The sequence below is a fragment of the Nostoc sp. genome, from assembly GCF_036917615.1.
In the GTDB taxonomy this organism is placed as follows: Bacteria; Cyanobacteriota; Cyanobacteriia; order Cyanobacteriales; family Nostocaceae; genus Nostoc.
Genome location: NZ_JBALCZ010000031.1, coordinates 261,484 through 284,767, shown reverse-complemented (window position 1 = coordinate 284,767; position 23,284 = coordinate 261,484). Strand labels below are relative to the sequence as shown.

At 43.0% G+C, this 23,284-nt stretch carries 18 protein-coding genes; 1 reads left to right on the top strand and 17 read right to left on the bottom strand.

The genetic code is table 11. The annotated features are described in order from the left end of the window. Positions 1-104 precede the first annotated feature (104 nt). A complete protein-coding gene (locus tag V7K85_RS12525) occupies positions 105-1,082 on the bottom strand; it encodes a threo-3-hydroxy-L-aspartate ammonia-lyase (protein WP_334813986.1) in 978 nt (325 codons plus the stop codon). 206 nt (positions 1,083-1,288) lie between these two features. Here V7K85_RS12525 and V7K85_RS12520 point away from each other — a divergent pair, with 206 nt between their 5' ends. Continuing rightward, the gene (locus tag V7K85_RS12520; RefSeq protein ID WP_334813985.1) at positions 1,289-2,101 is read left to right on the top strand and encodes an SDR family NAD(P)-dependent oxidoreductase; all 813 of its coding nucleotides are present in this window, start codon (positions 1,289-1,291) and stop codon (positions 2,099-2,101) included. 264 nt (positions 2,102-2,365) lie between these two features. On the opposite strand, the gene aroF is transcribed toward V7K85_RS12520, so the two are convergent. From aroF to scyB, 16 genes are all read right to left on the bottom strand, one after another. Beyond that, positions 2,366-3,466: a 3-deoxy-7-phosphoheptulonate synthase gene (aroF, locus tag V7K85_RS12515; protein ID WP_334813984.1), complete on the bottom strand. Its 1,101-nt coding sequence runs from the start codon at positions 3,464-3,466 to the stop codon at positions 2,366-2,368. Positions 3,467-3,788: 322 nt separating this feature from the next. Beyond that, entirely contained in the window at positions 3,789-4,880 is a 1,092-nt protein-coding gene (gene trpD, locus V7K85_RS12510) for an anthranilate phosphoribosyltransferase (protein WP_334813983.1), read from the bottom strand. Positions 4,881-4,906: 26 nt separating this feature from the next. Then, positions 4,907-6,148 carry a tryptophan synthase subunit beta gene (gene trpB, locus V7K85_RS12505; RefSeq protein ID WP_334813982.1) on the bottom strand — a complete coding sequence of 414 codons (1,242 nt, stop codon included), beginning with the start codon at positions 6,146-6,148 and terminating at the stop codon, positions 4,907-4,909. 71 nt (positions 6,149-6,219) lie between these two features. Further along, positions 6,220-7,449, bottom strand: a complete 1,230-nt coding sequence (locus V7K85_RS12500) for a tyrosinase family protein (RefSeq protein WP_334813981.1) — start codon at positions 7,447-7,449, stop codon at positions 6,220-6,222. Between the two features lie 132 nt (positions 7,450-7,581). Continuing rightward, positions 7,582-8,415: a tryptophan synthase subunit alpha gene (gene trpA / locus V7K85_RS12495; protein ID WP_334813980.1), complete on the bottom strand. Its 834-nt coding sequence runs from the start codon at positions 8,413-8,415 to the stop codon at positions 7,582-7,584. A gap of 294 nt (positions 8,416-8,709) precedes the next feature. Continuing rightward, positions 8,710-9,129 (bottom strand): alcohol dehydrogenase catalytic domain-containing protein, encoded by a 420-nt coding sequence (locus V7K85_RS12490; RefSeq protein WP_334813979.1) that lies wholly within the window; start codon positions 9,127-9,129, stop codon positions 8,710-8,712. Between the two features lie 194 nt (positions 9,130-9,323). Continuing rightward, the gene (gene trpC, locus V7K85_RS12485; RefSeq protein ID WP_334813978.1) at positions 9,324-10,157 is read right to left on the bottom strand and encodes an indole-3-glycerol phosphate synthase TrpC; all 834 of its coding nucleotides are present in this window, start codon (positions 10,155-10,157) and stop codon (positions 9,324-9,326) included. A gap of 152 nt (positions 10,158-10,309) precedes the next feature. Then, positions 10,310-12,511 carry an anthranilate synthase gene (locus tag V7K85_RS12480; protein WP_334813977.1) on the bottom strand — a complete coding sequence of 734 codons (2,202 nt, stop codon included), beginning with the start codon at positions 12,509-12,511 and terminating at the stop codon, positions 10,310-10,312. 460 nt (positions 12,512-12,971) lie between these two features. Further along, entirely contained in the window at positions 12,972-14,168 is a 1,197-nt protein-coding gene (locus tag V7K85_RS12475) for a 3-dehydroquinate synthase (protein ID WP_334813976.1), read from the bottom strand. A 16-nt stretch (positions 14,169-14,184) separates the two neighbouring features. After that, positions 14,185-15,282 (bottom strand): bifunctional chorismate mutase/prephenate dehydrogenase, encoded by a 1,098-nt coding sequence (gene tyrA, locus V7K85_RS12470; protein WP_334813975.1) that lies wholly within the window; start codon positions 15,280-15,282, stop codon positions 14,185-14,187. 18 nt (positions 15,283-15,300) lie between these two features. Further along, a complete protein-coding gene (locus tag V7K85_RS12465) occupies positions 15,301-16,590 on the bottom strand; it encodes a glycosyltransferase family 4 protein (RefSeq protein WP_334813974.1) in 1,290 nt (429 codons plus the stop codon). A 199-nt stretch (positions 16,591-16,789) separates the two neighbouring features. Further along, positions 16,790-17,986 (bottom strand): scytonemin biosynthesis PEP-CTERM protein ScyF, encoded by a 1,197-nt coding sequence (scyF, locus tag V7K85_RS12460; protein ID WP_334813973.1) that lies wholly within the window; start codon positions 17,984-17,986, stop codon positions 16,790-16,792. A 174-nt stretch (positions 17,987-18,160) separates the two neighbouring features. Then, complete coding sequence (locus V7K85_RS12455) at positions 18,161-19,537, bottom strand: ScyD/ScyE family protein (protein WP_334813972.1); 1,377 nt, start codon at positions 19,535-19,537, stop codon at positions 18,161-18,163. 135 nt (positions 19,538-19,672) lie between these two features. Next, positions 19,673-20,953 carry a ScyD/ScyE family protein gene (locus V7K85_RS12450; RefSeq protein ID WP_334813971.1) on the bottom strand — a complete coding sequence of 427 codons (1,281 nt, stop codon included), beginning with the start codon at positions 20,951-20,953 and terminating at the stop codon, positions 19,673-19,675. A 30-nt stretch (positions 20,954-20,983) separates the two neighbouring features. Then, on the bottom strand, positions 20,984-21,955 hold the full coding sequence (gene scyC, locus V7K85_RS12445; RefSeq protein ID WP_334813970.1) for a scytonemin biosynthesis cyclase/decarboxylase ScyC: 972 nt from the start codon (positions 21,953-21,955) through the stop codon (positions 20,984-20,986). 25 nt (positions 21,956-21,980) lie between these two features. Next, entirely contained in the window at positions 21,981-23,042 is a 1,062-nt protein-coding gene (gene scyB, locus V7K85_RS12440) for a tryptophan dehydrogenase ScyB (protein ID WP_334813969.1), read from the bottom strand. Positions 23,043-23,284: the final 242 nt, after the last annotated feature.

Sequence of the window (23,284 nt, the reverse complement as noted above, 5' to 3'; positions counted from 1 at the left end):
CTACATTCTTTTCTAGAGATGTCTATTTGGATCGTAAAAATAGAAACTACCCTCTCCTTTCTGGGTTAACACAGACTTGATGACTTGGGCAGCGCACACTCGGTTCAATACAATCCTAGAGAAAACAATTTACCAACTTGCGCCAAATCTACATTCCCACCGCTGATGATCACACCAATCCTCGCCTCTGGTGCTGTCACCACACCTTCGAGTAAGGCTGCTGCTGCCAGCACTCCGGTGGGTTCAACGACAATTTTCAGACGTTCCCACAAGAAAAACATGGTGCGAAGAATTGCTTCTTCAGATACTGTCACCATATCATCGACGTAATGCAGCACTAAGGGGAAAGTAATTTGACCAAGGCTAGGAGTCCGTGCACCATCGGCGATGGTATCAGGATTCTTCACAGTTTGCAGCGTTTTGGTGTGAAAGGAGCGGGTAGCATCGTCGGCAAGTGCTGGTTCTACCCCGATTACTTTACAATTGGGTAAAAGTGCTTTAGCTGCGATCGCACAACCTGAAAGTAATCCGCCACCGCCACAACAAACTAATAGTAAATCCAATTCACCAACTTCTTGGATCAGTTCTAAAGCAGTTGTCCCTTGTCCTGCGACTACATGGGGATGATCGTAAGGGGGAATGAGTGTCAAAGAGCGCTCGTGTGCTAGATTTTGGGCTAATTCTTCTCGGTTTGTTTCTTGGCGATTGTACAAAATTATTTCTGCACCATAACCACGAGTCGCAGTTTGTTTGACAGCAGGAGCATCATCAGGCATGACAATGGTGGTGGGAATATTTAGTAATTGTCCAGCCAAGGCGATCGCTTGGGCATGATTTCCCGATGAATAGGTAAGAACACCTATTTGTTTTTCTGTTACCAATAGTTGGGCTAGGGCGTTGTATGCACCTCTAAATTTAAATGCTCCCGTGCGTTGAAAGTTTTCGCACTTAAAAAACACTTGGCTATTGGTGCGATCATTAACGATTCTAGAAGTCAGCACAGGTGTGCGGTGGGCAATCCCCAAAATCCGCTCTTGTGCTGCTTGCACGTCAGTTATAGCAACGGAATTATGCTGTGGCATTGATGACGATATTAAATATTCTTGCTCTTGTTTATATGGATACAGATTTTTATATTTGTGACTAATATCTTTGATTGAAGCATACTCATTTCAGGTGATAGCATCATTTTTTTCATCATAAAAATAGCTACAGCAAATATTATATATTGCTGTAGCTACTTTTATAAAAGTTAAATTCATTAACTCAAATTAGTCATTTTTGTCACATGAATCAAACATCCGAAAGTCGGCGAAAAAAAACTGCTCTAATTACAGGAGCGGCTAGTGGGATCGGCTATCAATTAACCCAGATTTTTGCTCGTCATAGTTATAATCTGGTGTTAGTGGATAATAATGAAGAAAAACTTAATGAAATTATAGATGAATTTCCGCAAAAATTTGGTATTTTTGTGAAAATTTTTGCTAAGGATTTATCTATCCCAACATCCCCAGAAGAAATTTTCACCGAACTACAGCAAGCATCCATCAAAATTGATGTACTGATTAACAATGCTGGCTTTAGTACTTATGGAGCATTTAACGAAACAGACCTCACCCTTGAACTGAAAATGCTACAGGTAAATATAGTGAGTATGACTGATTTAACTAAGTTATTCCTCAAGGATATGGTCGAGCAAAACTATGGAAAAATATTAAACGTGGCCTCATCCGCTGCTTTTCAACCAGGGCCTTTAATGGCAGTTTATTTTGCTACTAAAGCCTATGTCTTATCATTTTCAGAAGCGATCGCTAATGAATTAGAGGGCACAGGTGTCAGCGTGACTGTTCTTTGTCCAGGGCCACCAGCATCTGAATTTCAACGAATAGCTGCAATGGAAGATTCAAAGATTGCTCGCATTAAAAGAATGATGGAGACGGAAACCGTTGCTAAGATTGGTTACCGGGGCTTAATGACAAACAAAACTGTTATCGTTCCTGGGATGAAAAATAAGATATTGACTGAAAGCGTCAGATTTACACCCAGAAATTTAGTCACAAAAATTGTGAGAAGTATGCACGAACTCAAAAAAAATAGGTAGTCCGATATCTGATTTTTCACTCTTAAGAAACTTCACTTCCATTCCTCTTTCCTAAAAGGGGAGAAGGTTTGATTTTCCCCCTTCCCGACTAGGGAAGCTTGCTGGGGGGTTAGGTTTCGCGTTGGTTTTTCTACATAACCTGAATTGTCAGTTTCGATATCCTATATTATTTTCAAGAAAACCTGATCAACGGATTTTTTAGAGAAAAGAATCTGTTGATCAGGTTTAGCCGTTTGCAAAAAATCGGTGAAGATTATGCTCTATCTACTTTGAGAGTTCTGGTGTGAAGAGAATGTGGCTTTCAACAATATTATCAAATGCAGGTATAGACCAGCGATCGACTACTTTGCCTAAAACTGACATTTCTTGAACCAAACGGTCAAATTTATCAGGGGTGAGAGATTGGGGGCCATCCGATAAAGCCTTTGCTGGATTGGGGTGAACTTCAATCATCAACGCATCTGTACCAGCGGCGATCGCAGCCATTGCCATAGATGGAACATATTCAGACCTACCTGTACCGTGACTGGGGTCAATCATAATCGGTAAATGGGTAAGCGATCGCAACACCGGAAGTACAGATAAATCTAAAGTATTGCGGGCATATTTGCCATCAAAGGTTCTGATTCCCCGCTCACAAAGAATTACATTTGGATTTCCTGATGCCAAAATATATTCTGCCGCCATCAGCCACTCGTCAATTGTGGCAGACATCCCCCGCTTCAGCAGCACTGGTTTATCTTGAGCGCCTACCTTTTTGAGCAACGAAAAGTTGTGCATATTCCGCGCCCCAATTTGGATCACATCAGCTACTCTCGCCACTGCTGATAAATCGGCAGCATCCATCAGTTCTGTGATAATACCCAAACCCGTAGCTTCCCGCGCTGCTGCTAACAAATCTAAAGCGCTTTCACCATAACCTTGAAACGCATAAGGTGAAGTGCGAGGTTTGTAGGCTCCGCCACGCAGAAACTGTGCTCCAGCTGCCTTCACCCGCTTTGCTGTCTCCACAATCATCGCTTCATTTTCAACGGAACAAGGCCCAGCTACCACTACAATCGGATGATGTTCGCCGAAGTAGACATTACCGTTAGGCGTAGGTACAACAACCTCGCTAGCTTCTCCATCTCGGAATTCTCGACTAACCCGCTTGAAAGGTTGCTGCACTCGTACTACTTGCTCAATCCAAGGGCTGAACTCCTGAATCTGCAATTTATCGATGCTAGTGGTATCACCAATTAGCCCCAGCACAACTTTATGAGTGCCAACACTTTTTTCTACTGTGACTCCCCAAATGTCACTCAGTTCTTGGCTGATCAGAGTAATTTTCTCAACAGGCGTACCGCTCTTAAGTATGATAATCATCTGTTTTTCCTTGCGTATAGTTACTGGGTGTAATAGAGTCTGTAGGGGCACAGCAATGCTCATACGTGTCAACTTAACGTGAAAGCTTAGTCTGATAAGAAGAGTGAAAATTTTTCGATGTACCACCTAGATTTTGATCCCCCCTAACCCCCCTTAAAAAAGGGGGGAACTAGAATCGAGTGCCCCTTTTTTAAGGGGTTGGGGGATCTAAAAGAACGGGGAATTGAGTGTTTGGGCTTAAGTTGACACCGATGAGCAATGCTGTGCCCGTAGGGCATGTGCATCAAAATGAGAATCGTTATAACTTAGTGGCTAATAGGAGTTAGCGCAAAAATTCCGCAAGTTGTTCTAACTTTGTCCAAGCCGCGCCGCTTTGCAGAATTTCCTTAGCAAGAGCAATACCTTTGACACAACCTGCTAAAACATCCGTTTGCCGATCAATGGCTTCACCAACTTGGAGTGCTAGGGCTGTATTTAAAGCGACTACATCTTGCTGCGCTTGAGTGCCTTTCCCTTGGAGAACTGCCTTTAAGATTTCCGCATTTTCTGGGACATCTCCACCGTGCAAAGCCGCAGTTGGTGCAAAACTCAAACCAAGTTCTTGAGGATTCAGCGTTAGACAACGCACTTTTTTATCTTGGAGTACAGCCAAGTCAGTGACATCTGCCAAACCAGCCTCATCTAAACGTTCCCGTCCGTGGAGGGCGATCGCTTGCTGACATCCCAATTGGGATAAAGCTTGAACAATCTCCTCTAGTAAAAATGGGTCGTTGACACCAATAATTTGCCCTGTCGGTCGCATGGGATTTACTAGCGGGCCGAGCAAATTAAAAACAGTCCGCACTTTTAAAGTTTTTCGTAAAGTAGCGATCGCTTTGAGTGCAGGATGCCAGCCTGGAGCAAACAAAAAGGTGATTCCAACTTCATCCACTGCGGCTTGCACTTTCTCAGGAGTCGCGTTGAGATTTATACCCAAAGCTTCCAACACATCAGCGGAACCAGCCTTGCTAGATGCAGAACGATTCCCATGCTTGGCAACTTTTACCCCTGCGGCTGCGGCAACAAAGGCGACAGCAGTAGAAATATTAAAGGTTGAAGCGCCATCTCCACCAGTTCCACAGGTGTCAATTAGAGGAGTGGGGAGTGAGGGAGTAGGGAAAGAAGATTGGGATTGTAAGACACTGGCCATGCCAACCAATTCTTCGGCGGATATGCCTTTGGCTTGAATTGCGGCTAAAATCGCTCCTGATAGTACATGAGGAATGGCATTTATCAGCCAACCTTGCATCAAATCCGCAGCTTGAGAAACTGTCAACGATTGCCGATTCAGCAACTGTTGCAATAAAGCTGGCCAGTTATAGAACTCAGAAAGGATGAAGATGTTATCGGGTGGAGTTTGAGTTACAGCTATCATATTGGTTATTAGCAAAGGACTAATGACTAATGACTAATGACTTTCGCTACAGTTTGCACATCCTTGTCACCTCTACCAGAACAATTGATGACAATGCGGGGACTGCCTTCTAACTGAGGACAAAGGGTTTCGAGATAAGCGATCGCATGAGCAGTTTCTAAGGCTGGAATAATCCCTTCTAGTTGCGAAAGTCTTTGAAATGCATCTAATGCTTGCTTATCGGTAACGCTGTAATATTCGGCGCGACCAAGATCCTTTAAATAACTATGCTCAGGGCCAACGCCAGGATAATCCAATCCGGCACTAATTGAATGGGCTTCGATGATTTGACCATCATCATCTTGCAGTAAATAGCTCATCGCACCGTGCAATACACCTATTTTTCCTTTTGTCAAGGTAGCAGCGTGCTTTTCTGTATTCACACCTTCACCCGCTGCCTCTACTCCAATTAGGCGAACTGAAGGTTCATTCAGAAACTCATAGAACAAACCGATCGCATTAGAACCTCCACCCACGCAAGCCAGTAGAATATCTGGTAATCCCTCCCATTTCTCCTGGGATTGAGCGCGAGTTTCTACACCAATTACAGCATGGAAATCACGCACGATCATCGGGTAGGGATGGGGCCCGGCAACAGAACCCAGGATGTAATGGGTTGTTTCCACATTCGTCACCCAATCCCTAATTGCTTCAGAAGTTGCATCCTTGAGAGTTCCCGTACCTGCCTCCACTGGATGAACTTCTGCCCCCATCAACTTCATCCGAAACACGTTGAGGGCTTGCCGTTGCATATCGTGGACGCCCATATAAATCACACATTTCAAACCAAACCTCGCACATACAGTTGCAGTAGCTACGCCATGTTGACCTGCACCTGTCTCTGCAATAACCCGTTGCTTGCCCATGCGTTTAGCGAGTAACACTTGAGCTAAAGCATTATTAATTTTGTGAGCGCCTGTATGATTTAAATCTTCACGCTTTAAATAAATTTGTGCCCCCGTGCCATCTGGTCTAGCGTAGTTTGTTGTCAGGCGTTCAGCAAAATATAATGGGCTGGGGCGTCCCACATAATCCCGCAGTAAGTTTTGCAGTTCTGCTTGGAAACTTGGCTCATCGCGATATTGATTAAATGCGGTTTCCAACTCACTTAATGCAGGCATTAAGGTTTCGGGGACGTATTTACCGCCGAATTTTCCAAACCTACCTAAAAAGTCAGGTTGCACGGTCGTAGATGAAATCGTAGTGTTGATATCTTGGATGCTTACCATAGTTGAAAATCCTTTCATGTTCAAGTATTTTTTACTCTTGTTCTAACTTTTTAGAACTTATGCCAGTGAAATCATCTTTGCGTTTGATTTTCCCAGGTTTGGTAGATATAGCCTAGTTCCCTGTGATTCAAAACGTCTATAGGGCGCACCAAATCGTCAGAGTTAAAATTTGGTAATAGCGATAGTAAATCTCCTAACGCCGTAGCTTTCGGGTTAGACATACCGCCGTCCCAAGGCCACATTAGGTTTTTAGGATTGTGTCCATAAGGCTGACTATGACCATCGGGAGGATAAAAATCGCTGCCTTTATGACCGTTGTCTTGCCATTCAGCCCAGAGGCGGTCTGCGTTCGCATGATGCAACCAAAACACTGGGTCATAGGGCGAACTTGGTATATTGCTCATCGTACCCAGACTATTAAACTTTATGGGTGTCGTAGTCGCGTCTATCTGTACCCCACCAACTAAACCATGAATGTAGTTGTGTATGAATCCTCCTGGCGTGACTTTACCCTGCTCATCTACAGAGATAAATCCTTCCAAAGCAGGGCGAAATAGAGAATAATCATTAAGAGCAAGGACACGCTCAATATCTTTTTTGGGCAAAGGGTAATCACTGGCAGGAGGTAGTCGGAGAAAGCGTACAAGTGATGTACCTAAAGATGTTCCGGTATCTGGGTCAATGTTTAATGCTGGATTCATAACCCAGCCATTTGCAGCAGCAAAAGCCCCAGGCACTGGGCCGCCTGTAAAATTCCCCTGATTTGGAATTTTGATAGTTACTCCTTGACCGTTAGAACCAAGAAAGTCATCGTTAAAAATCACATCAAGTGCTTTGGCGTCAGTCCAATCCCAGTATGGCAGGCTAACAGTTGGGTCTACTGCTTGCAAAGCTTGTTCAAATCTGCGGATATATTCTCGATGCCAAGGGAAAAATGCGGCATTTTCATGAGCAAGTTCGTGAACGGAACCATCGGAATGTCCTTTATGGTTATGAATCAAGCGTGTTGCCCCTAAATGTACAGCAACGAATTGGTCGTAAATACTGAGCTTGCTACCTGCGTGAATTATCGTTTTTAAGGTTTTGATAGCTTTAACGAAAGCTATTTTCTCTGCTGATGTCAGGTCAGTTACGTTCTTTCTGACAGCTAGGTGAGCCTGTTTTCCTGGAAAATTGTAATGCCAATGATATTCGTATTGTCTGTGATCAGTGCGATCGTGGGCAAAGACTGTAAGCGCACAGGCGCTAACTATAAGTAGGCTATAAATTAATATTTTGACGGATTTCAGCAGGAGTTTCATTATCTTAATGGAAGCAGGGCGGCATACTTCGACTACTTCGGCTGCGCTCAGTACAAGTGCGCTCAGTAACCAGGGGGGTAGAAAGAGAAATAATTGATACTAATTTGCTACTCCCCAGGTCTGGGGGTGAATTTATCCCACCTCTTGAAGAGATGGACTTTCGCGCCGACTTTCTGTAATGGCTGTTTTAAGTTCTCGACAAAGCTTTTCTACTGCTTGCAATCCTTCAATTGGGCTACCTTCAGCTAACCTTTTAACAAAGGCACTACCAACAATCACCGCATCTGCACCCCATTCCCTTACTTGATGCGCCTGTTCTGGCCCTGAGATGCCAAAACCAACGCCGATGGGTTTATCGGTGGCGCTTTGCAAATCTGTAATTAAATGCTTTACGCGGTCTTGGATTTGAGCGCGGACACCTGTAACGCCTGTAACGCTTACCAGGTAGATAAAACCTTGAGATTGACGAGCGATCGCTTCAATTCTATCTTTAGAACTGGTAGGAGCTACGAGTAAAATTACCTCAATTCCGAAAGATGCAGCAGTCTGTATTAATTCTTCTGCTTCTTCCAAGGGTAAGTCTGGTACTACCAATCCTTGCACCCCAGCAGTAGCAATTTGCGCCAAAAACGACTTAATACCCCGGTACAAAATGGGATTGTAGTAAGTAAATAGAATTATCGGCGCTTTTAAGCTAGGAATCACCATGTGCAACATCTCTAGCACTTGCTCTAATTTCGTGCCTTTTTGCAAAGCGCGGGTTGCTGCTGCTTGAATTACAGGCCCATCTGCTAGAGGATCGGAGTAGGGAACGCCCAACTCGATGAAGTCAGCACCATTGCGATCTAAGATACGTAAAGCCTCGGCAGTGGTTTCTAAGTTAGGGTCGCCTGCTGTGATAAAGGGGATTAAAGCACACTGTTGGCGATCGCGTAAAGTTTGAAAGGAATCGGAGATAGAAGTCATGCTGAAAAATAGTTAATGATTGGTTAAGAGTTTTGGAATAATTAACACTTACTAATTAGCGATGCCCACGCTAAATTTTTTGTTAATGAGTCTTTGATACTGGTGAACGAGTTTTTTAGCCTCGTTAACGAGTCTTTGATACTGGTGAGCGAGTCTTTTAGCTCCGTTAACGAGTCTTTGAACTCCGTCGTCGAGTATTAAAGCTTCATTTTTTTAGGTTGGAGATTCTAGCAATAGGTAATGGTTTATAAAAAGACACAAATTAATCATGAGCGATAAATCATAAACGTTGACTTATACAACCTGTACAACAATCTTGCCGCGCACACCCTCACCGCCTTGCTCAAAGGTTTTATGCGCTTGGGCTACCTGATGAAGTGAAAAAGTCTTACTGACAAGAGTTAATTCATTTACGACATGATACTCCGCATTTGCACCACCACCTTCTTTATCTAGGATCACATAATAAACTTCGTCACCCACCTGAAAATCCCTAGCATTTTCGCCCATTGCCTCTACGACACCGGAAACGTCAAAGCCGAGAATTGCAGGCAGTTTAACCTTTAATCCGAAAACTCCTTGGCGCACCCCGCAGTCGGCTGGGTTGACTGAGGTGGCATAAACCTTGACTAAAACTTCGTTATTCCTTGGTGTTGGTTTATCCACTTCACTTTCTACAAAGACTTCTGGACTTCCGAAGTTTGTGATCACCATCGCTTTCATACAATTGCCTCAAAGCAAAATCAGGAACAGGGAAAGGGTTAAGGGGGAAGGGAAAAGGGAAGAATTATTTTCTCTGATCCCTTAAATGTCCCCTTTACCCATCTTTAGCGAGAAGCCTATTTTCGTAAAGATTCACCCAACCGCCTTAGAAAGGCTTGCTCTAATTTCCTCCTTTTTAAGGAGGGTTAGGGAGGATCAAGTCTTAGCAAACTACGCACAGCTTGCTCTACATCACTTTGTTTAACTAAAGACTCTCCAATCAGAACTGCACGGGCACCAGCTTCAGCGACAAGAGATAAATCAGCAGGTGTATACAGTCCAGACTCGCTGACGACGGTGATATCCAAACTTTGTAATTGTTGTTGGCGCTGTGCTAAAAGTTGCTGTGTTGTTCCTAAATCAAGGGTAAAATCTTCTAGATTGCGATTGTTGATTCCTACTAAACGTAAGTCCTCAAGCTTTAGCACTCGATCCAGTTCAGCTAAGGTATGGACTTCTACCAGTGCATTCATGCCCAAATCGTGAATTACTCGCAAAAAATCTTGGAGTTCTTGATCTGATAAAATGGCGGCAATTAACAATACAGCATCTGCACCCGCTGTCCGCGCTAAATAAATTTGATAAGAGTTAATGATGAACTCCTTGCACAGTAGGGGTAATGCTACTTGCGATCGCACATTAGCAAGATTCTCAAAACTGCCCTGAAAAAACTTTTGGTCAGTCAGCACTGATAAACAAGCTGCACCACCTCGTTCATAAGCTTGAGCAATCGCCACTGCATCAAAATCTGCCCGGATAATCCCCCGGCTAGGTGATGCCTTTTTTACCTCGGCAATTAAGCTCGGTTGGTTGGGATTTTCTTGCAAAGCATTCAGAAAATTTCGCACAGTCGGGGCTGCATTTAACTGTTGTCGCAAAGAAGCTAAAGGCAGTTCTTGCTGCATTTTTGCGACTTCTGTCTTTTTATGCAACACAATTTCTTCAAGAATATCGCGGGGAGGGGCAACTTGGTTAATCATAAACTGCTTATGGGAATGGGGAGGTTAAGAGTTAGGAGTTAAGAGTTAAGAGTTATGAGTTATTAATTATGAGTTATCAATTATGAGTTTTTGAGTTAATAATTTCAGTTCTCCAAACTCCAAACTCCAAACTCCTAACTCCAAACTCCAAACTAACTCCTAACTAATGATTCTACAGTTTGCGTATATGCATACACCACATTTTTAATGATTTGCAGACCGACTTCTCCAGCTAAAGTCATGATTGATTCTGGATGAAACTGAACGGCGGCGATGGGAAGTGTCTGATGTTCAATGCCCATAATTACGTCGTCATCAGAAATCGCTGTTACTTTGAGTTCTTTTGGCAAATCCTGCGGTAGGGCAAACAATGAGTGATATCTACCTACTGCAAAGGATTTCGGTAAGTTTTTGAAGGTTACAGAATCTGAATCGGTGACGAAAATACGTGAGGATTTACCATGTTGAGGATAGTTGAGAATTCCCAATTTTCCATCAAAAGCTTCAACGATGCCTTGTAGTCCTAGACAAACTCCGAAAATTGGAATTTGGCGATGAAGAAGGGCGCCGACAGTCTCTAGAACCCGAAAATCACTTGGTCTACCAGGCCCAGGAGATAAAACAACTAAGTCAGGGCGTTCTGTATCGAATAGCGATTCCGAGAAACCATGACGGAGTGTGGTAACATTTGCACCAGTTTGGCGAATGTAATTAGCTAAGGTATGAACAAATGAGTCTTCATAGTCTATTAATAAGATGCGTTTGCCAGATTTTACACCTGGGATACGTTTACTTGATTTTATAGAACTAGACTGATCAATTTTCTGACTCGCTTGCTTAACACGACGAATCGTCTCAAATAAAGCAGCACCTTTAGTAATTGTTTCTTCTTCTTCTGCTTGGGGTATCGAATCATAAAGGACAGTAGCACCAACTCGCACTTCGGCGATGCAGTCTTTTAATCGAATTGTCCGCAGAATTAATCCAGTATTTAAATTACCATTGAAATTTAAATAGCCAACTGCTCCACCATACCAACGTCGAGCGCTCTTTTCATGCTGTTCAATAAAGTCTATTGCAGCTTTTTTGGGTGCGCCGGTGACTGTAACTGCCCAAGTATGGCTCAAGAATGCATCTAAAGCATCAAATTGCGATCGCAGTGTCCCCTCAACATGATCTACTGTATGAATTAAGTGGCTGTATAATTCAATTTGGCGACGCCCGATAACTCGTACTGAACCAGGTTCACAGATGCGGGATTTGTCATTGCGATCGACATCAGTACACATCGTCAACTCAGCTTCATCTTTGTGTGAGTTGAGTAATTGACGAATTTGCACTGCATCGTCAAGAGCATCTTGTCCGCGGCTAATAGTACCACTAATTGGACAGGTTTCTGTGCGCCTACCTTCAACCCGCACAAACATTTCTGGAGATGCACCAATCAGATATTCTCCACCTAAATTAAAAATAAACCCATAAGGACTAGGATTGATTTCCTTTAAAGTTTCAAATAGTTTGCTGGGTTGGTCTTCATAGGCTTCAAAAAAGTTTTGACTCGGAACTACTTCAAATAAATCGCCTCGGCGGAAGTAATCGAGTGCAACCTCAACTTTTTTGGCATATTCGCCTACTTTATGGTCAGCAGTTTGATTCGGTAGAAGATGTTTTCCACGATAATCAACAGACTCACCTGTTCGGGGAAGATTATTAGTGCTGCCATGCGCTGTTTCAAATTCATATTGTAGACGAAATGCGCGTTGCTGATAGTAGTCAACAACTATCAGTTCATCAGGCAGATAAAGCACCAAATCTCGCTGATCTGTAGGACGTTCTAGACGTTGGGTAATTGGTTCAAACTGGAAAACTAAGTCGTAACCAAAAGCACCGTACAATCCTAAATGCTCGTCTTCTTGACTAGAAAAAATATGTAGGATTTCCCGGACAACAGTAAATACTGAAGGTTGTTTACTCCGTTCTTCTTCAGCAAATAACTCTTTTGCAGGTTTAACAAAGCCGATGAGATAGTTGTTATCTTGGGTAACTTTCTCAAGTTGTTCTGACTTGCATAAGCACTCAAATAGTAATGGTAAAAGTACTCGACCGCGTTCATTTAACGCTATCAAAGTGAAAGAATTTTCCTGTGTAGTTAATTCCAATGGGGGATTGACAAATCCAATAGCCCATCTCTTGTATCTCCCTGGATATTCGTAGCTGCTCCTTAACAAGCCTCCGCGCTGAGAATTTAAGTAGAACAGAATATCTTCAAGGGCAGTATCTATCTTAACTTCGGTGATCGAGCGATAAATACTTACACCACCAAGGGTTTTGTAGGAATGTGAATCAAAAATCATGGGTAATTTATCTGGAATAGTTATTAGTCAATCGTTAGTCGAAAACCATTAATCATTGTTATTAGTTATTTTTTAAACCAGAATCAATTTTGATAATTTGAGGTCAATCTAAACCAACCTATTTTAATCCCTATATTATTTATGAAAATGCAATTAAAAAAATTTTGCTTCTTATTTAAGAGTACTAGACATCAAGTAGACAATACATTGAATAATTTTTAGATTAGGTGTCAATTTATTCGCTTTTTAGACTATTTTTATAGAACATTTACTAACATCACTGTTTAAAATTATCTGCCTCCCTCAAAAGTGGTAGATTATTTCACAACTTCGTAATAAAAAAATGCTTTCCATCAAACTTCTGTGTTCCTCCGCACTTCCCTCAGCGTTCTTACCCTGTGGGAAGGCGAAGCGTCTATGCGTTTAAAATTCAACTCTAAATTTGCCACGAAAAAGAATCCTAAAACTCCCGCAACAGTGATATTGCTTGTTTGTACAAAGACAAATCCACCTCATGAACTTCAATTCCTTTTCCAATGCGTCGTAGCAACGTTAAAGTCAATTCTCCACCCAAATGTTCGCGGAACTCAGTCAAACCCCGGAACAGACAATGAGGATGTTCCAGTTGTGATAACTTCTGGGCTAGTTCTGGCACATACAACGTGAAACCCAACGCCGACAAAGTATTTAGGATCCGTTTCCACTCTGAGCAATCCAGCAGTCCTAATAGATAGGAATAAGTGCTATCCAAAGCGATACCGATCGCAACTGCTTCGCCATGACGCAAGCGATAATCTGTCAAATGCTCCAGTTTATGAGCCGCCCAATGTCCAAAATCTAAGGGACGAGACGAACCCATTTCAAAAGGATCGCCACTGTTGGCAATGTGTTCTAAGTGCAACTGGGCGCAACGATAGATGATCTGTTGCATAGTGTCCATGTCTCGCTGCCCAAGGGCTGCGGTGTGCAAATGGATAAAATCAAAAAAGTTAGCATCCTTAATCAGCGCCACTTTGATTGCTTCTGCGATCCCAGAACGCCAATCGCGATCGTCTAGGGTTGTCAAGAACGCAGAGTCATTTACAACTGCATAAGGTGGCGCAAATGTGCCCAGAAAGTTCTTTTTACCAAAGGCATTGATGCCATTTTTGACTCCAACCCCGGAATCATTTTGTGCTAACACAGTCGTAGGAATGCGGATAAGGCGAATTCCGCGGTGAGCAGTTGCAGCGGCATATCCTACCAAATCCAACATAGCCCCACCCCCGATCGCTAATATGTAGGAGTGGCGACATAATCCGGCTGTTTCAATCAGTTGGTGGATTTGCTCTAATAAAGTAGGATCGTTTTTGGCAGCTTCTCCTCCCGAAATTATCATTGGTTGGGCTGCGATCGCTACTATCTCTGCATAAAACTTGGTATACGCTACTAATTGCTTAACTAATTCAGGTTGATACTGCAATATTCCTGAGTCTACTACTGCTACTACTTTCTTCGGCTTTGTCTCCCCATCCGCAGTAATCACTTGGGCTAAGGTGGGGTTTTTCAACTCAAATAAATTTTGGGTGAAGTAAACCTCGTAGTTGAAACTAACCGAAACACGTTGATGAATTGGTTGCAGATTGAATCTACTTTTTTGCTTGATGTCAACTACCATATTTTTGCTGATATATCTATAAGTTAATATTTGTGTGCATTTGTGGTTTCAAATCTCGTTGAACCGTTTTAGCAGTTATGCTTAAAGGCTGGAGAAAAGTTTTGATTTCATCTTCAAAAAAGCTTTGAGTATTTTCAAATTCTTGAATTAATGCCTCTCTATCTTTCCTCGCCACCAGTTTCGCCAAACGGCTGTAAGTATTAGCTAAAAAGCTAATTGCATCACACCTTTCTTCTGTAGCTAGCATAATATCCACACATAAGTGAGGGTTTTGGGAAAACAAACGTTTAACAATGTCAATTTCTTGACGGTAGTTAGGAGTTGACATTGTTAAGCTCTGCTCTATGTCAATTCTTGCATGTGCCAAGAAAACACCAAGACTAAATCTACAGAAGTGCTGCGTTGCTTGAACAATCACCATCATTTGATCGTGTTCTTCAGGTGTGCAAACAATTAACTCTCCACCTTGACTTTTAATAAAGTCTAATAACCATTGGAATGAATCATCGTTTCGACCTGGGCATATAACCACTTTTTGTCCGAAAAACGATTTGATATTTGGCCCAAACATTGGGTGTAAGCCCATGACTGGGCCTGAATGGTGTTCGAGCATTGCTTGAGTTGCCTGAGTCTTTACGCTTGTGATGTCACACAAAGCTGTATTTGGGACAAGGTATTTAGCTGCACGCTTGATAACATCAACTGTATATTCAATGGGAACGCTTACTAAGACTAATTCTGCCTGACTCAACAGTTGATCTGCATACTCCCAATCCTCGGATTCGAGAACGCTAACATTGTGACCTACTAGCGAAAGTTGCTCTTTAAATAATCTTCCCATTCTGCCATGTCCACCGATGATCGTAATTTGTCGGGGCCTGACATGATTTGTTGCAGATTTAGGAATCAGAGTTGCATGACAACTCTTGAGCACACTTGCCCAAACCGACTCAGGAATACCAGCTTCAGCAAGTAGGGGAGCCACATCAGCCAGTTGTTCATCTAAAGAAGGAAATTCTGATGCTGCTAATAATGATAGGCGATCGCTCAGTAGGGCGATCAAGCTTTGGTCAGTTTTTTTAAGCTGATCTGAATCAGAGGATTTCAAAGACATTTTTCTTGTCCCCAATTTTCAAATATCAACAAGTGATTCTTTAGAACTCATTTCGGGCAAGATATCCAAAGTTGTTGCTCCTTTGGCAATCACATCACAAAATAACTCTTCATACCGATCTAGCGCTTGCTCAAAGGAATAGTTTTCTACCGCAAACTTTCTGCCTTTGCGCCCTAATTGCGCTGCTAGTTCCGGCTGATTATATAAATCCAATACCGCAGCGGCCAGAGCATCTGCTGACTCTGGCTCAACAATAATGCCGCCGCCACTTTCTTTGATAGCTTTGGCAGCAGTCCCAGCGGCGGGAACTGAACCGACAATTGGGCGACCACTGGCTAACAGTAGTGGTATTTTAGAAGGCATATTGAAGGAAATCACATTGCACTTTTGCACAATCAACCCGACATCAGCAGCTACCAACATTTGCGGTAGCTTTTCTCGCGGTTGCAATGGTAAAAGCAAAACGTTATCTGCCCCACAAGCAAGACAATGTTTTTGCAACCTTTCAAGAGCTTGGGATTCGCCTGCGATCGCAAAGACAATATCATTAATATGACGCAAGCGAGCTGCTGCTTCTACTACTGTCTCTAAACCTTGCGTCAGAGCAATATTACCTGAATAAAGCACTACAAATTTACCATCCAGTTGATGGGTAGCTCTCCAAGAGTTATTCTCCGGCGGTAAAGGGCGGATAAAATTTAGATTCACCCAATTTGGAATGCAGGCAATTTTATGAGCAGGTACACCTTTATTTATTAAATTATCCACAAAGCCATCGGCAATCACGCTAATGGTATGTGCAGTTCGGTAGGCAAATTTTTCTAAGGCTTCCAGAGCTAGAATCATCAACTTATTTTTAATTAACCCAACACGCACAGCAGCTTCCGGAAGGATATCTTGCACATTCAGCACTATTGGGCAGTTGTATAGCCAACCTATTAAGGTTGCAGGTAAGCAAACTAGTAACGGCGGCACTGTTGAGAGAATCACATCAGGTCGCTGGCCCCTGAGAGCTTGTGGCAAACTCGTAAAGACAAAGCTCAACTCTAACAGTAGCCGATCTACAAGGTTAGGTTTAGACTTAATCCGCAGGTAACTACGCTGAATGGTAACACCATTTTTCTGTTCAGTAACGTATAACTTACCTCGATATCCATCGTAAATCTGACGCTGAGGATAGTTAGGCATACCTGTGATTACCCGCACTTGATGCCCTCGCTTCACTAGCCCTTCTGCTAGTTCAGTCATCAAAGGTGCAATACCAATTGGCTCTGGATGATAGTTGTATGAATAAATCAGAATCTGCATGAGCTGTTAATGTCCTGGAAGCACCTTGATAATGTTGGCTTTGTTGGGTTACCCAGTTTTTATCTCCCTTGTTTTGAAAATTTCTTAGGGGAGCCACTAGGGTGTGTTACCGCGAAGCGTAACGCACCAAAATTATTGAGATGGTGCGTTATACCCTTGGCTAACCCACCCTACGAAACTGTTACTCAAGCATCAAAACTCAGCACTGTTTTTGCAGTTCCTTCTCTAAACTGAAGACTGGCTTTTGTTGCCCACGTTTCCGCAATGTGACGGTAGCAGCTCCAAATCCAAGCAATGCTAAACCCAATAGTGAACTAGGTTCAGGCACTTGCTTTCTACCCTCTACGTTTAACACTTGGACACGACCTTGGAAGAAATCGCCCACATAAAGCTTGCCATTTTTGTAGCTTGTGCCACCCGTCCAGTTAAATTTGCCGGGAGTGAGGTCGAGGGGATTGCCAAATGGGGGGTCAGTTAATCCTGGAGGTGGGACTGGTTTGCCTGATGCATCCAGGGCTGGTTGACCGTAGGAAGTCAAGAATTTACCGTTTTTATCAAATACCTGAACGCGGCTGTTGACAGAATCAGCTACATAAACATTCTCTTGGTCGTCCACTTCGATGCCAATTGGGTGAATAAGCTGTCCAGGTCCGCTACCTGCTGAACCAAATGTGTACAGAGGTTTACCATTTGGATCGAGTACTTGAACGCGGTTGTTATATTGGTCTGCTACAAAGATATTTCCACTGACTGGGGAAATTCTTACACCTGCTACACCTTGAGTTTCTCCAAGTGCAGTGCCCACAGTGCCACCAATGACACCAATTTGCTTTCCGTCAGGTGTGAACTTAAGGATCCTTTCGCCGTTAAAATCACCTACGTAAACGTTGCCAGCTTTATCAAATGTTACACCAGATGGTCCAAAGAAAAGCCTACCTGGGATGAGACCGGTAAAATCTCCATTTGCAAAGGATCTAATAAAGTTACCCTGAGAATCGAATTGATTCACGCGGTTATTGTGAACATCACCTGCGTACAAATCCCCTGTTACGGGATTAAAGTCTACAGTTGTTGGCTCATCAAACTGTCCGGGTCCTGTGCCGCCGGAGCCAATTGCTCCAATATACTGACCGCTTGGACTAAATTTTTCAATGTTGTCACCGAAGTTGTAGTTAGGAGTACCATCCGGGTTAACACCGCGTCCGTTAGCTATGTAGGTGTTCCCTTGCTTATCCACCGTTATGCCTTGGGGAACAAACAGCTGTCCAGGCCCGAAGCCGGGACTGCCGATACTTGTGTCGTAAGTTAATGTTACAGCCTTGGCTTGGGCGGCCGTTGCCAGCACCATGAATCCAGTACCGAGAATGCCGATTGACAAATTTTTGACTAATCCCATGAGTTTTAAGTCCTGGTTGTATGAGTTATACTCTTTCCTAGACTAATTTTGTTCCCAGTCCCAGTTTGGGAACCCGGAAATTTGGGCTGCTGCCTCTTGTTTGAAATGCAACTTTCTGTGTGAGGCAGCAGCCTATTTTGTAAGCATTCCCTGACAGAGCCAGGGAAAGAGGAATTAGACAGTCTCTGCTTTGGCTAGCAACTCTTCACCCAACTTTCCTTGGCGTTTGCGCTTGGCGCGAGCAGCAGTTGCACCTACACCAGCAAGTGCTAATAAGCCAACTATTGAACCTGGTTCGGGGACTACTTTTGTAACGATACCATCCACCCGAACAACCTCCCCTCGTCCTTTGCCGACACCCTGATTGGTAATATAAATCTTGCCGTCAGGGCCAATAGCAATTCCATCAGCCGAATCTAGCCCTTGACCTGCTGCAACAAGTGTTGTGCGAGTGCCATCAGGAGCAACTTCGATCAGAGAACCGGGTAGATCTGTGATGTCACCCCCTAACTGGGACTTGTCGCTGAACTGTAAGACGAACAAATCACCCTTCTGATCAAAAGTTAGGTCTGTGATGTGCGTAAACCCATTCAGAAAAACTTCTGGTTTCATATCTTTGCCAATGCGGAAAATCTGTGATTTCCCTGCTGGATAAGGAAAACCAGTATATTCGCCAACGTACAAAGCTCCATCGGGACCAATTGCGCCACCTGTGGGTACTGCTTGAATTGCTATTTTTCCTCCTGGAAGCTCATCTAATAGCCCAGGAGGTAATTTTAATCCTGGTGGCAAGGCGGAGTTACTAATGATGGTTTTAGGAATTGCGATCGCCTCAGACTTACTTCCATCAAGTTTAATTTTGTAAGCAGCGTTCCCGCCCCCATCAACGACATAAGCATTATCGCCATTAATAGTCAGATCATAGGGATTGGTAACCACATCCCCTTTGTCTGGATTTTTGGTGATTTCATTCTTGGCAAAGTCAAAAATACTCTTGATAGCTCCCGTCTTCAAGTCAACTTTGTACAGTTGTGCTAAAAGTGGGGTATTCAGTACTTTATCGGCTGTTGATGGCGGAAAACTACCAAGTTGATTTTGTGGGATAGGGGATTGAGTACCTAGTTTAAATGTTTCTGAATCACGGTTTCCTGGATAACCAGCATACCCAGTCAGAAGATAAGCATTTCCTTTAGAGTCGAATTCCACGTCTTCAATACCGGCCCCTTGATTGCCAGTGGGTTGTTCTGCTAGAGACTCAAAGTTATTAAGTAGACGCTGTGTGGTGCCGTCTGGTGAAACTTTGACCAGTGAACTAGTGTTACCAGCACAGATAGGCTGAAACAGCGTACTCGGAGATGGTTGGCAATTTCCGTTTCCTCCGATACCTGGCTCTGCTACGTAGAGACTGCCGTCAGGGCCAAAGCTAACACCCCGTGCATTACTGACTCCTTCGACTATTGGCTTTAAGCTTACAGCTTGTGCAGACAGTGTTCCACAAATAGCGGTAAAACAAAATGTAAGAGATGTAAGAGCAAATGATTTGAGTTTCATACCTTTGGAGATTGAGAGTTAAGTAATTTGTTTGTGGAAACTTTTATGGTTTTAAAGACAAGGAATCCTAGTCTTTGAGAAACGCAGGGTAGACAATGCCCTTGTTGAGAGGCACTGATATTGGTTTGAAACTCTTTACTTGAGCGTCACAACTCTATCTATGAGTGGTTGGGTAGTTCTCTTCTTGTGCAACCAACCAACGCCCAAAGCACCGATCGCTAATACGCCTAAAGCAGAATCAGGTTCAGGGACAGACTTGATATTTTCAATTTTGAGAACTTGTCCATGTCCTGGGCTATCGCCTCGGTTTGTGACGTATACTGCACCATCAGAACCAATAGTCAGGGCGCTAGGTGACTCTAATCCATTGCCACTCAGAAGAGTTGTGCGTGTCCCATCGGTAGCAATTTTGATTACAGAACCATCAAGATTACCCTTCCAGGCTGACTGATTGGCGTACTGCAAAGCATATAAATTGCCCGTAGTATCAAATGCCAAGTCTGTGAGTTGGGTAAAACCATCTGCAAAGACTGTTGGCTTGCCATCAGCACCAACTCGATAGATTTTTGCCCCACCTTCTGGAAAGGGAAAACCAGTAAATTGACTGATATAATAAGCACCATCAGGCCCTTTTGCCACATTTGAGGGTACTGGTTGAGTTGCAAACTGCGATCGCGGCTGTTCATTTTCAGATGGCACCTGTGCAGGTTCATTGGATGGGGTATCGTCAGGTGGAAAGACTGGATTAGTTAATATGTCTTGGGAAAATGTGGTAATAGCTTGCAAATTACTTTTATCAGTATTCACACTTAGCAAGTCGTTTGCGCCTGCATCAGCTACAACCAATTTATTGCCATTTATTACGAAACCCAAGGGATTGCTATCCACATCAGCACCATCGGGATTGTTGGCGAGTTCATAGTTAGCTAAATCAGCAACACTCGTCCAGGAATTGGTCTTAAAGTTGGGAGCGATAATTTTACCGAGGTCAGTGTTACCTAAATTGCGATCGCGAAAGGCTGGATTAGCCCCATACCCAATCAGAACATAAGGTTTACCTGTAGCATCAAATTGGATATCACGAGGGCCAGCGCCTCCAGTACCATCTGGTAATGCTAAGGAAGGCAGTCCTGTAAGTATCCGCTCGGTCTTACCATTCTCAATTTTGGTAACTGCACCACTTGTGCCATAGCATAAAGAATCGCCTTGACCACTTGGTGGTGGAACACAAGCTCCACTTCCCCCTATTCCCGCCTCTGTAACATAGAGATTTCCATCAGGGCCAAAGCTCAGACCACCGGCATTATATAGACCGTCGGCAATTACCGAAAATGATGTAGCTGACGCAGCTTTCATTCCAGAAAAAGCGGCAACACAAAAAGTGAGGAAAGTAATAGTAAGTTGTTTCAGTTTCATGTGTTGCAATGTTGCTTCTTAGCCCTTTAACTAGTTACTAGCCACTAGTGAATCTTGAGTTTTTGGTAGATAGCTCATTCCCCGATCAAATGATTTCAGATTGCCAGCTTTGGCTTCGAGCAAACGTTTGATATTCATGCTCTCAGCCCCAAAATCTTCAATTTGAAGTTTGCCGTGGGTGACAGATCCATCTGTTTTCCAGAATGTGATCCGATGCAGAATAAAACCAGGAGCTTCCGGATCAGCGAAAGCATAGGCAGTTGGAATAAGTAGCGCTACAGAACGCTGATAATATTCGTAGTCTGGATAAAAGTGTTCTTGTTCAACCAAGTAGTATTTACTCAGACTATGAACTCGCACAGAAACTTTTACCTTCTGGTCATATTCATCTTTGAATTCACCTGATTTCAGACCAATCTCGCCATTTGGTCGGAGTAAATGTGCCCACTCATCTATATTTCGTAAGTCTTTTAAGTATTCAATGCCAATTTCAATTGGGGCATCAACATAGATGGTGTCTGTATCAATAAAGTGGCTTCCTTTGGCTGCTGCGGTAAGACCAGCCTTGCGTTCCAAATTACCTTTGAGAGAACGACATTCAGAAGTGTGTACTGTATGAATTCCCTGCATAATCATCTGAGTCTGCCGTTTTGGATCGACAAAGCTCAACCAGTGAAAGTACACGCCTTTTTCATCTGTCCCCGGCTCGATGTAGTCTGTAGGAAACAACAAGACAGGGTAAACCTGAAAATATTTCTGATACTCTAATCCGCAGTGCCACTCAATGCCATAAAACAGCGGATTTTCTAGCTTTTTAACATGATAGTAAAGATTTTTGTGATAACCAGATGCAGTTCCGAGCCAAGTATCTTCGTCAATTTGCTCTTTCATCCGGCTATAAAGCGTCCATTCGTCCAAGTTCTTTAAACTACAAAGGTAGTCAAAGGCGCTCTCTGGTGAAGTAGCAATGTAAGCTGATGTCGCAAAGGTATTTTTTTCCACTTATCACTCCTTAAGATAATAATAATTAAGCTGCAAGCGCCTCAATCTTGCTTCGTTTAACGCTCTGAATGCGGTCTTCTGCTAATCTTTTAGCAGCGTCGTTGGTAGTAATTCCCTGCTGTTTAGCAATATCGAAAATTGCTGATAGCGTGTCATAAATGTTATGCACTTGCTTGAAAGCTTTTTCTTCGTCATAACCAATCATTTCGTTGTAAACATTGATTAGCCCTCCGGCATTAATTACATAATCAGGGCTGTAAATAATCCCTTTTTTGGCAAGCATTTGACTATGTAGATGCTCATTCTCCAATTGATTATTAGCTGCACCAGCAATAATGTGAGCTTTTAGGAAAGGAATTGTATAACTATTCAGAATTCCTCCTAAAGCACAAGGAGCAAATATATCTACATCAAGAGCATAAATTTCGTTTGGTTCTACAATAGTTGCACCAAAAAGTCGTCTTACCTCTTCTGCTTTGGCTGGATTTACATCGCTAACAAAAAGCTTGACATTATGCTCATGTAAGTGCCGACAAAGATTTTTACCTACATTTCCTAAACCTTGAACTGCGACTTTCATGCCATCAAGTCTTTTGCTCTGCCAACGAGACTCCACAGCGGCTTGAATTCCGAGAAAAACTCCTAGTGATGTTATGGGAGCAGGCCCACCAGATTTTTCTGAGACGCCAACAACATATTTAGTTTCTTGACTGATTGTCCGGACATCATCAGGAGTAATATTGACATCTTGTCCGGTAATAAAACGTCCATTCAGGCTATCAACAAAACGTCCGTAAGCTCTCAACAAATCATCTGTTTTATTTTCCGGATTAGCGATAATGACTGCTTTTCCGCCACCAGCCGGAATGTTGGCACAGGCAGCTTTATATGTCATACCACGACTGAGACGAAGCGCGTCTTTTAAAGCAGTTTCTTCGTTGACATAAGGCAATAGTCTTGTAGCTCCCATTGCTGGGCCCAAGCTCGTGTCATGGATGGCAATAATTGCCTTAATTTCGGGATTTTTACCATGACAAAAGAGAACTTGTTCGTGACCCATTTCTCTAACAGTTTCAAATAGCAGCATCTTGACCTCTCGATATTGATTGGGATTGGTTAGAGAATTGGTTAGAGAAAGTAATGACCATTAAAAAATGTAAAGATATAGACACAAAAACAACCTCAAATATTAAGATTGGATGAAGTAAGAATAAAGTAACGTTCAAAAAGCAAAAATTTGAACTTCCAGTTTTAGCGGGGTAGTTGTTGGCTGGAAGAGAATTTTTGTAGCTTCTAAATTCGTACTTTATCCTTTGGTAGATGGACAAA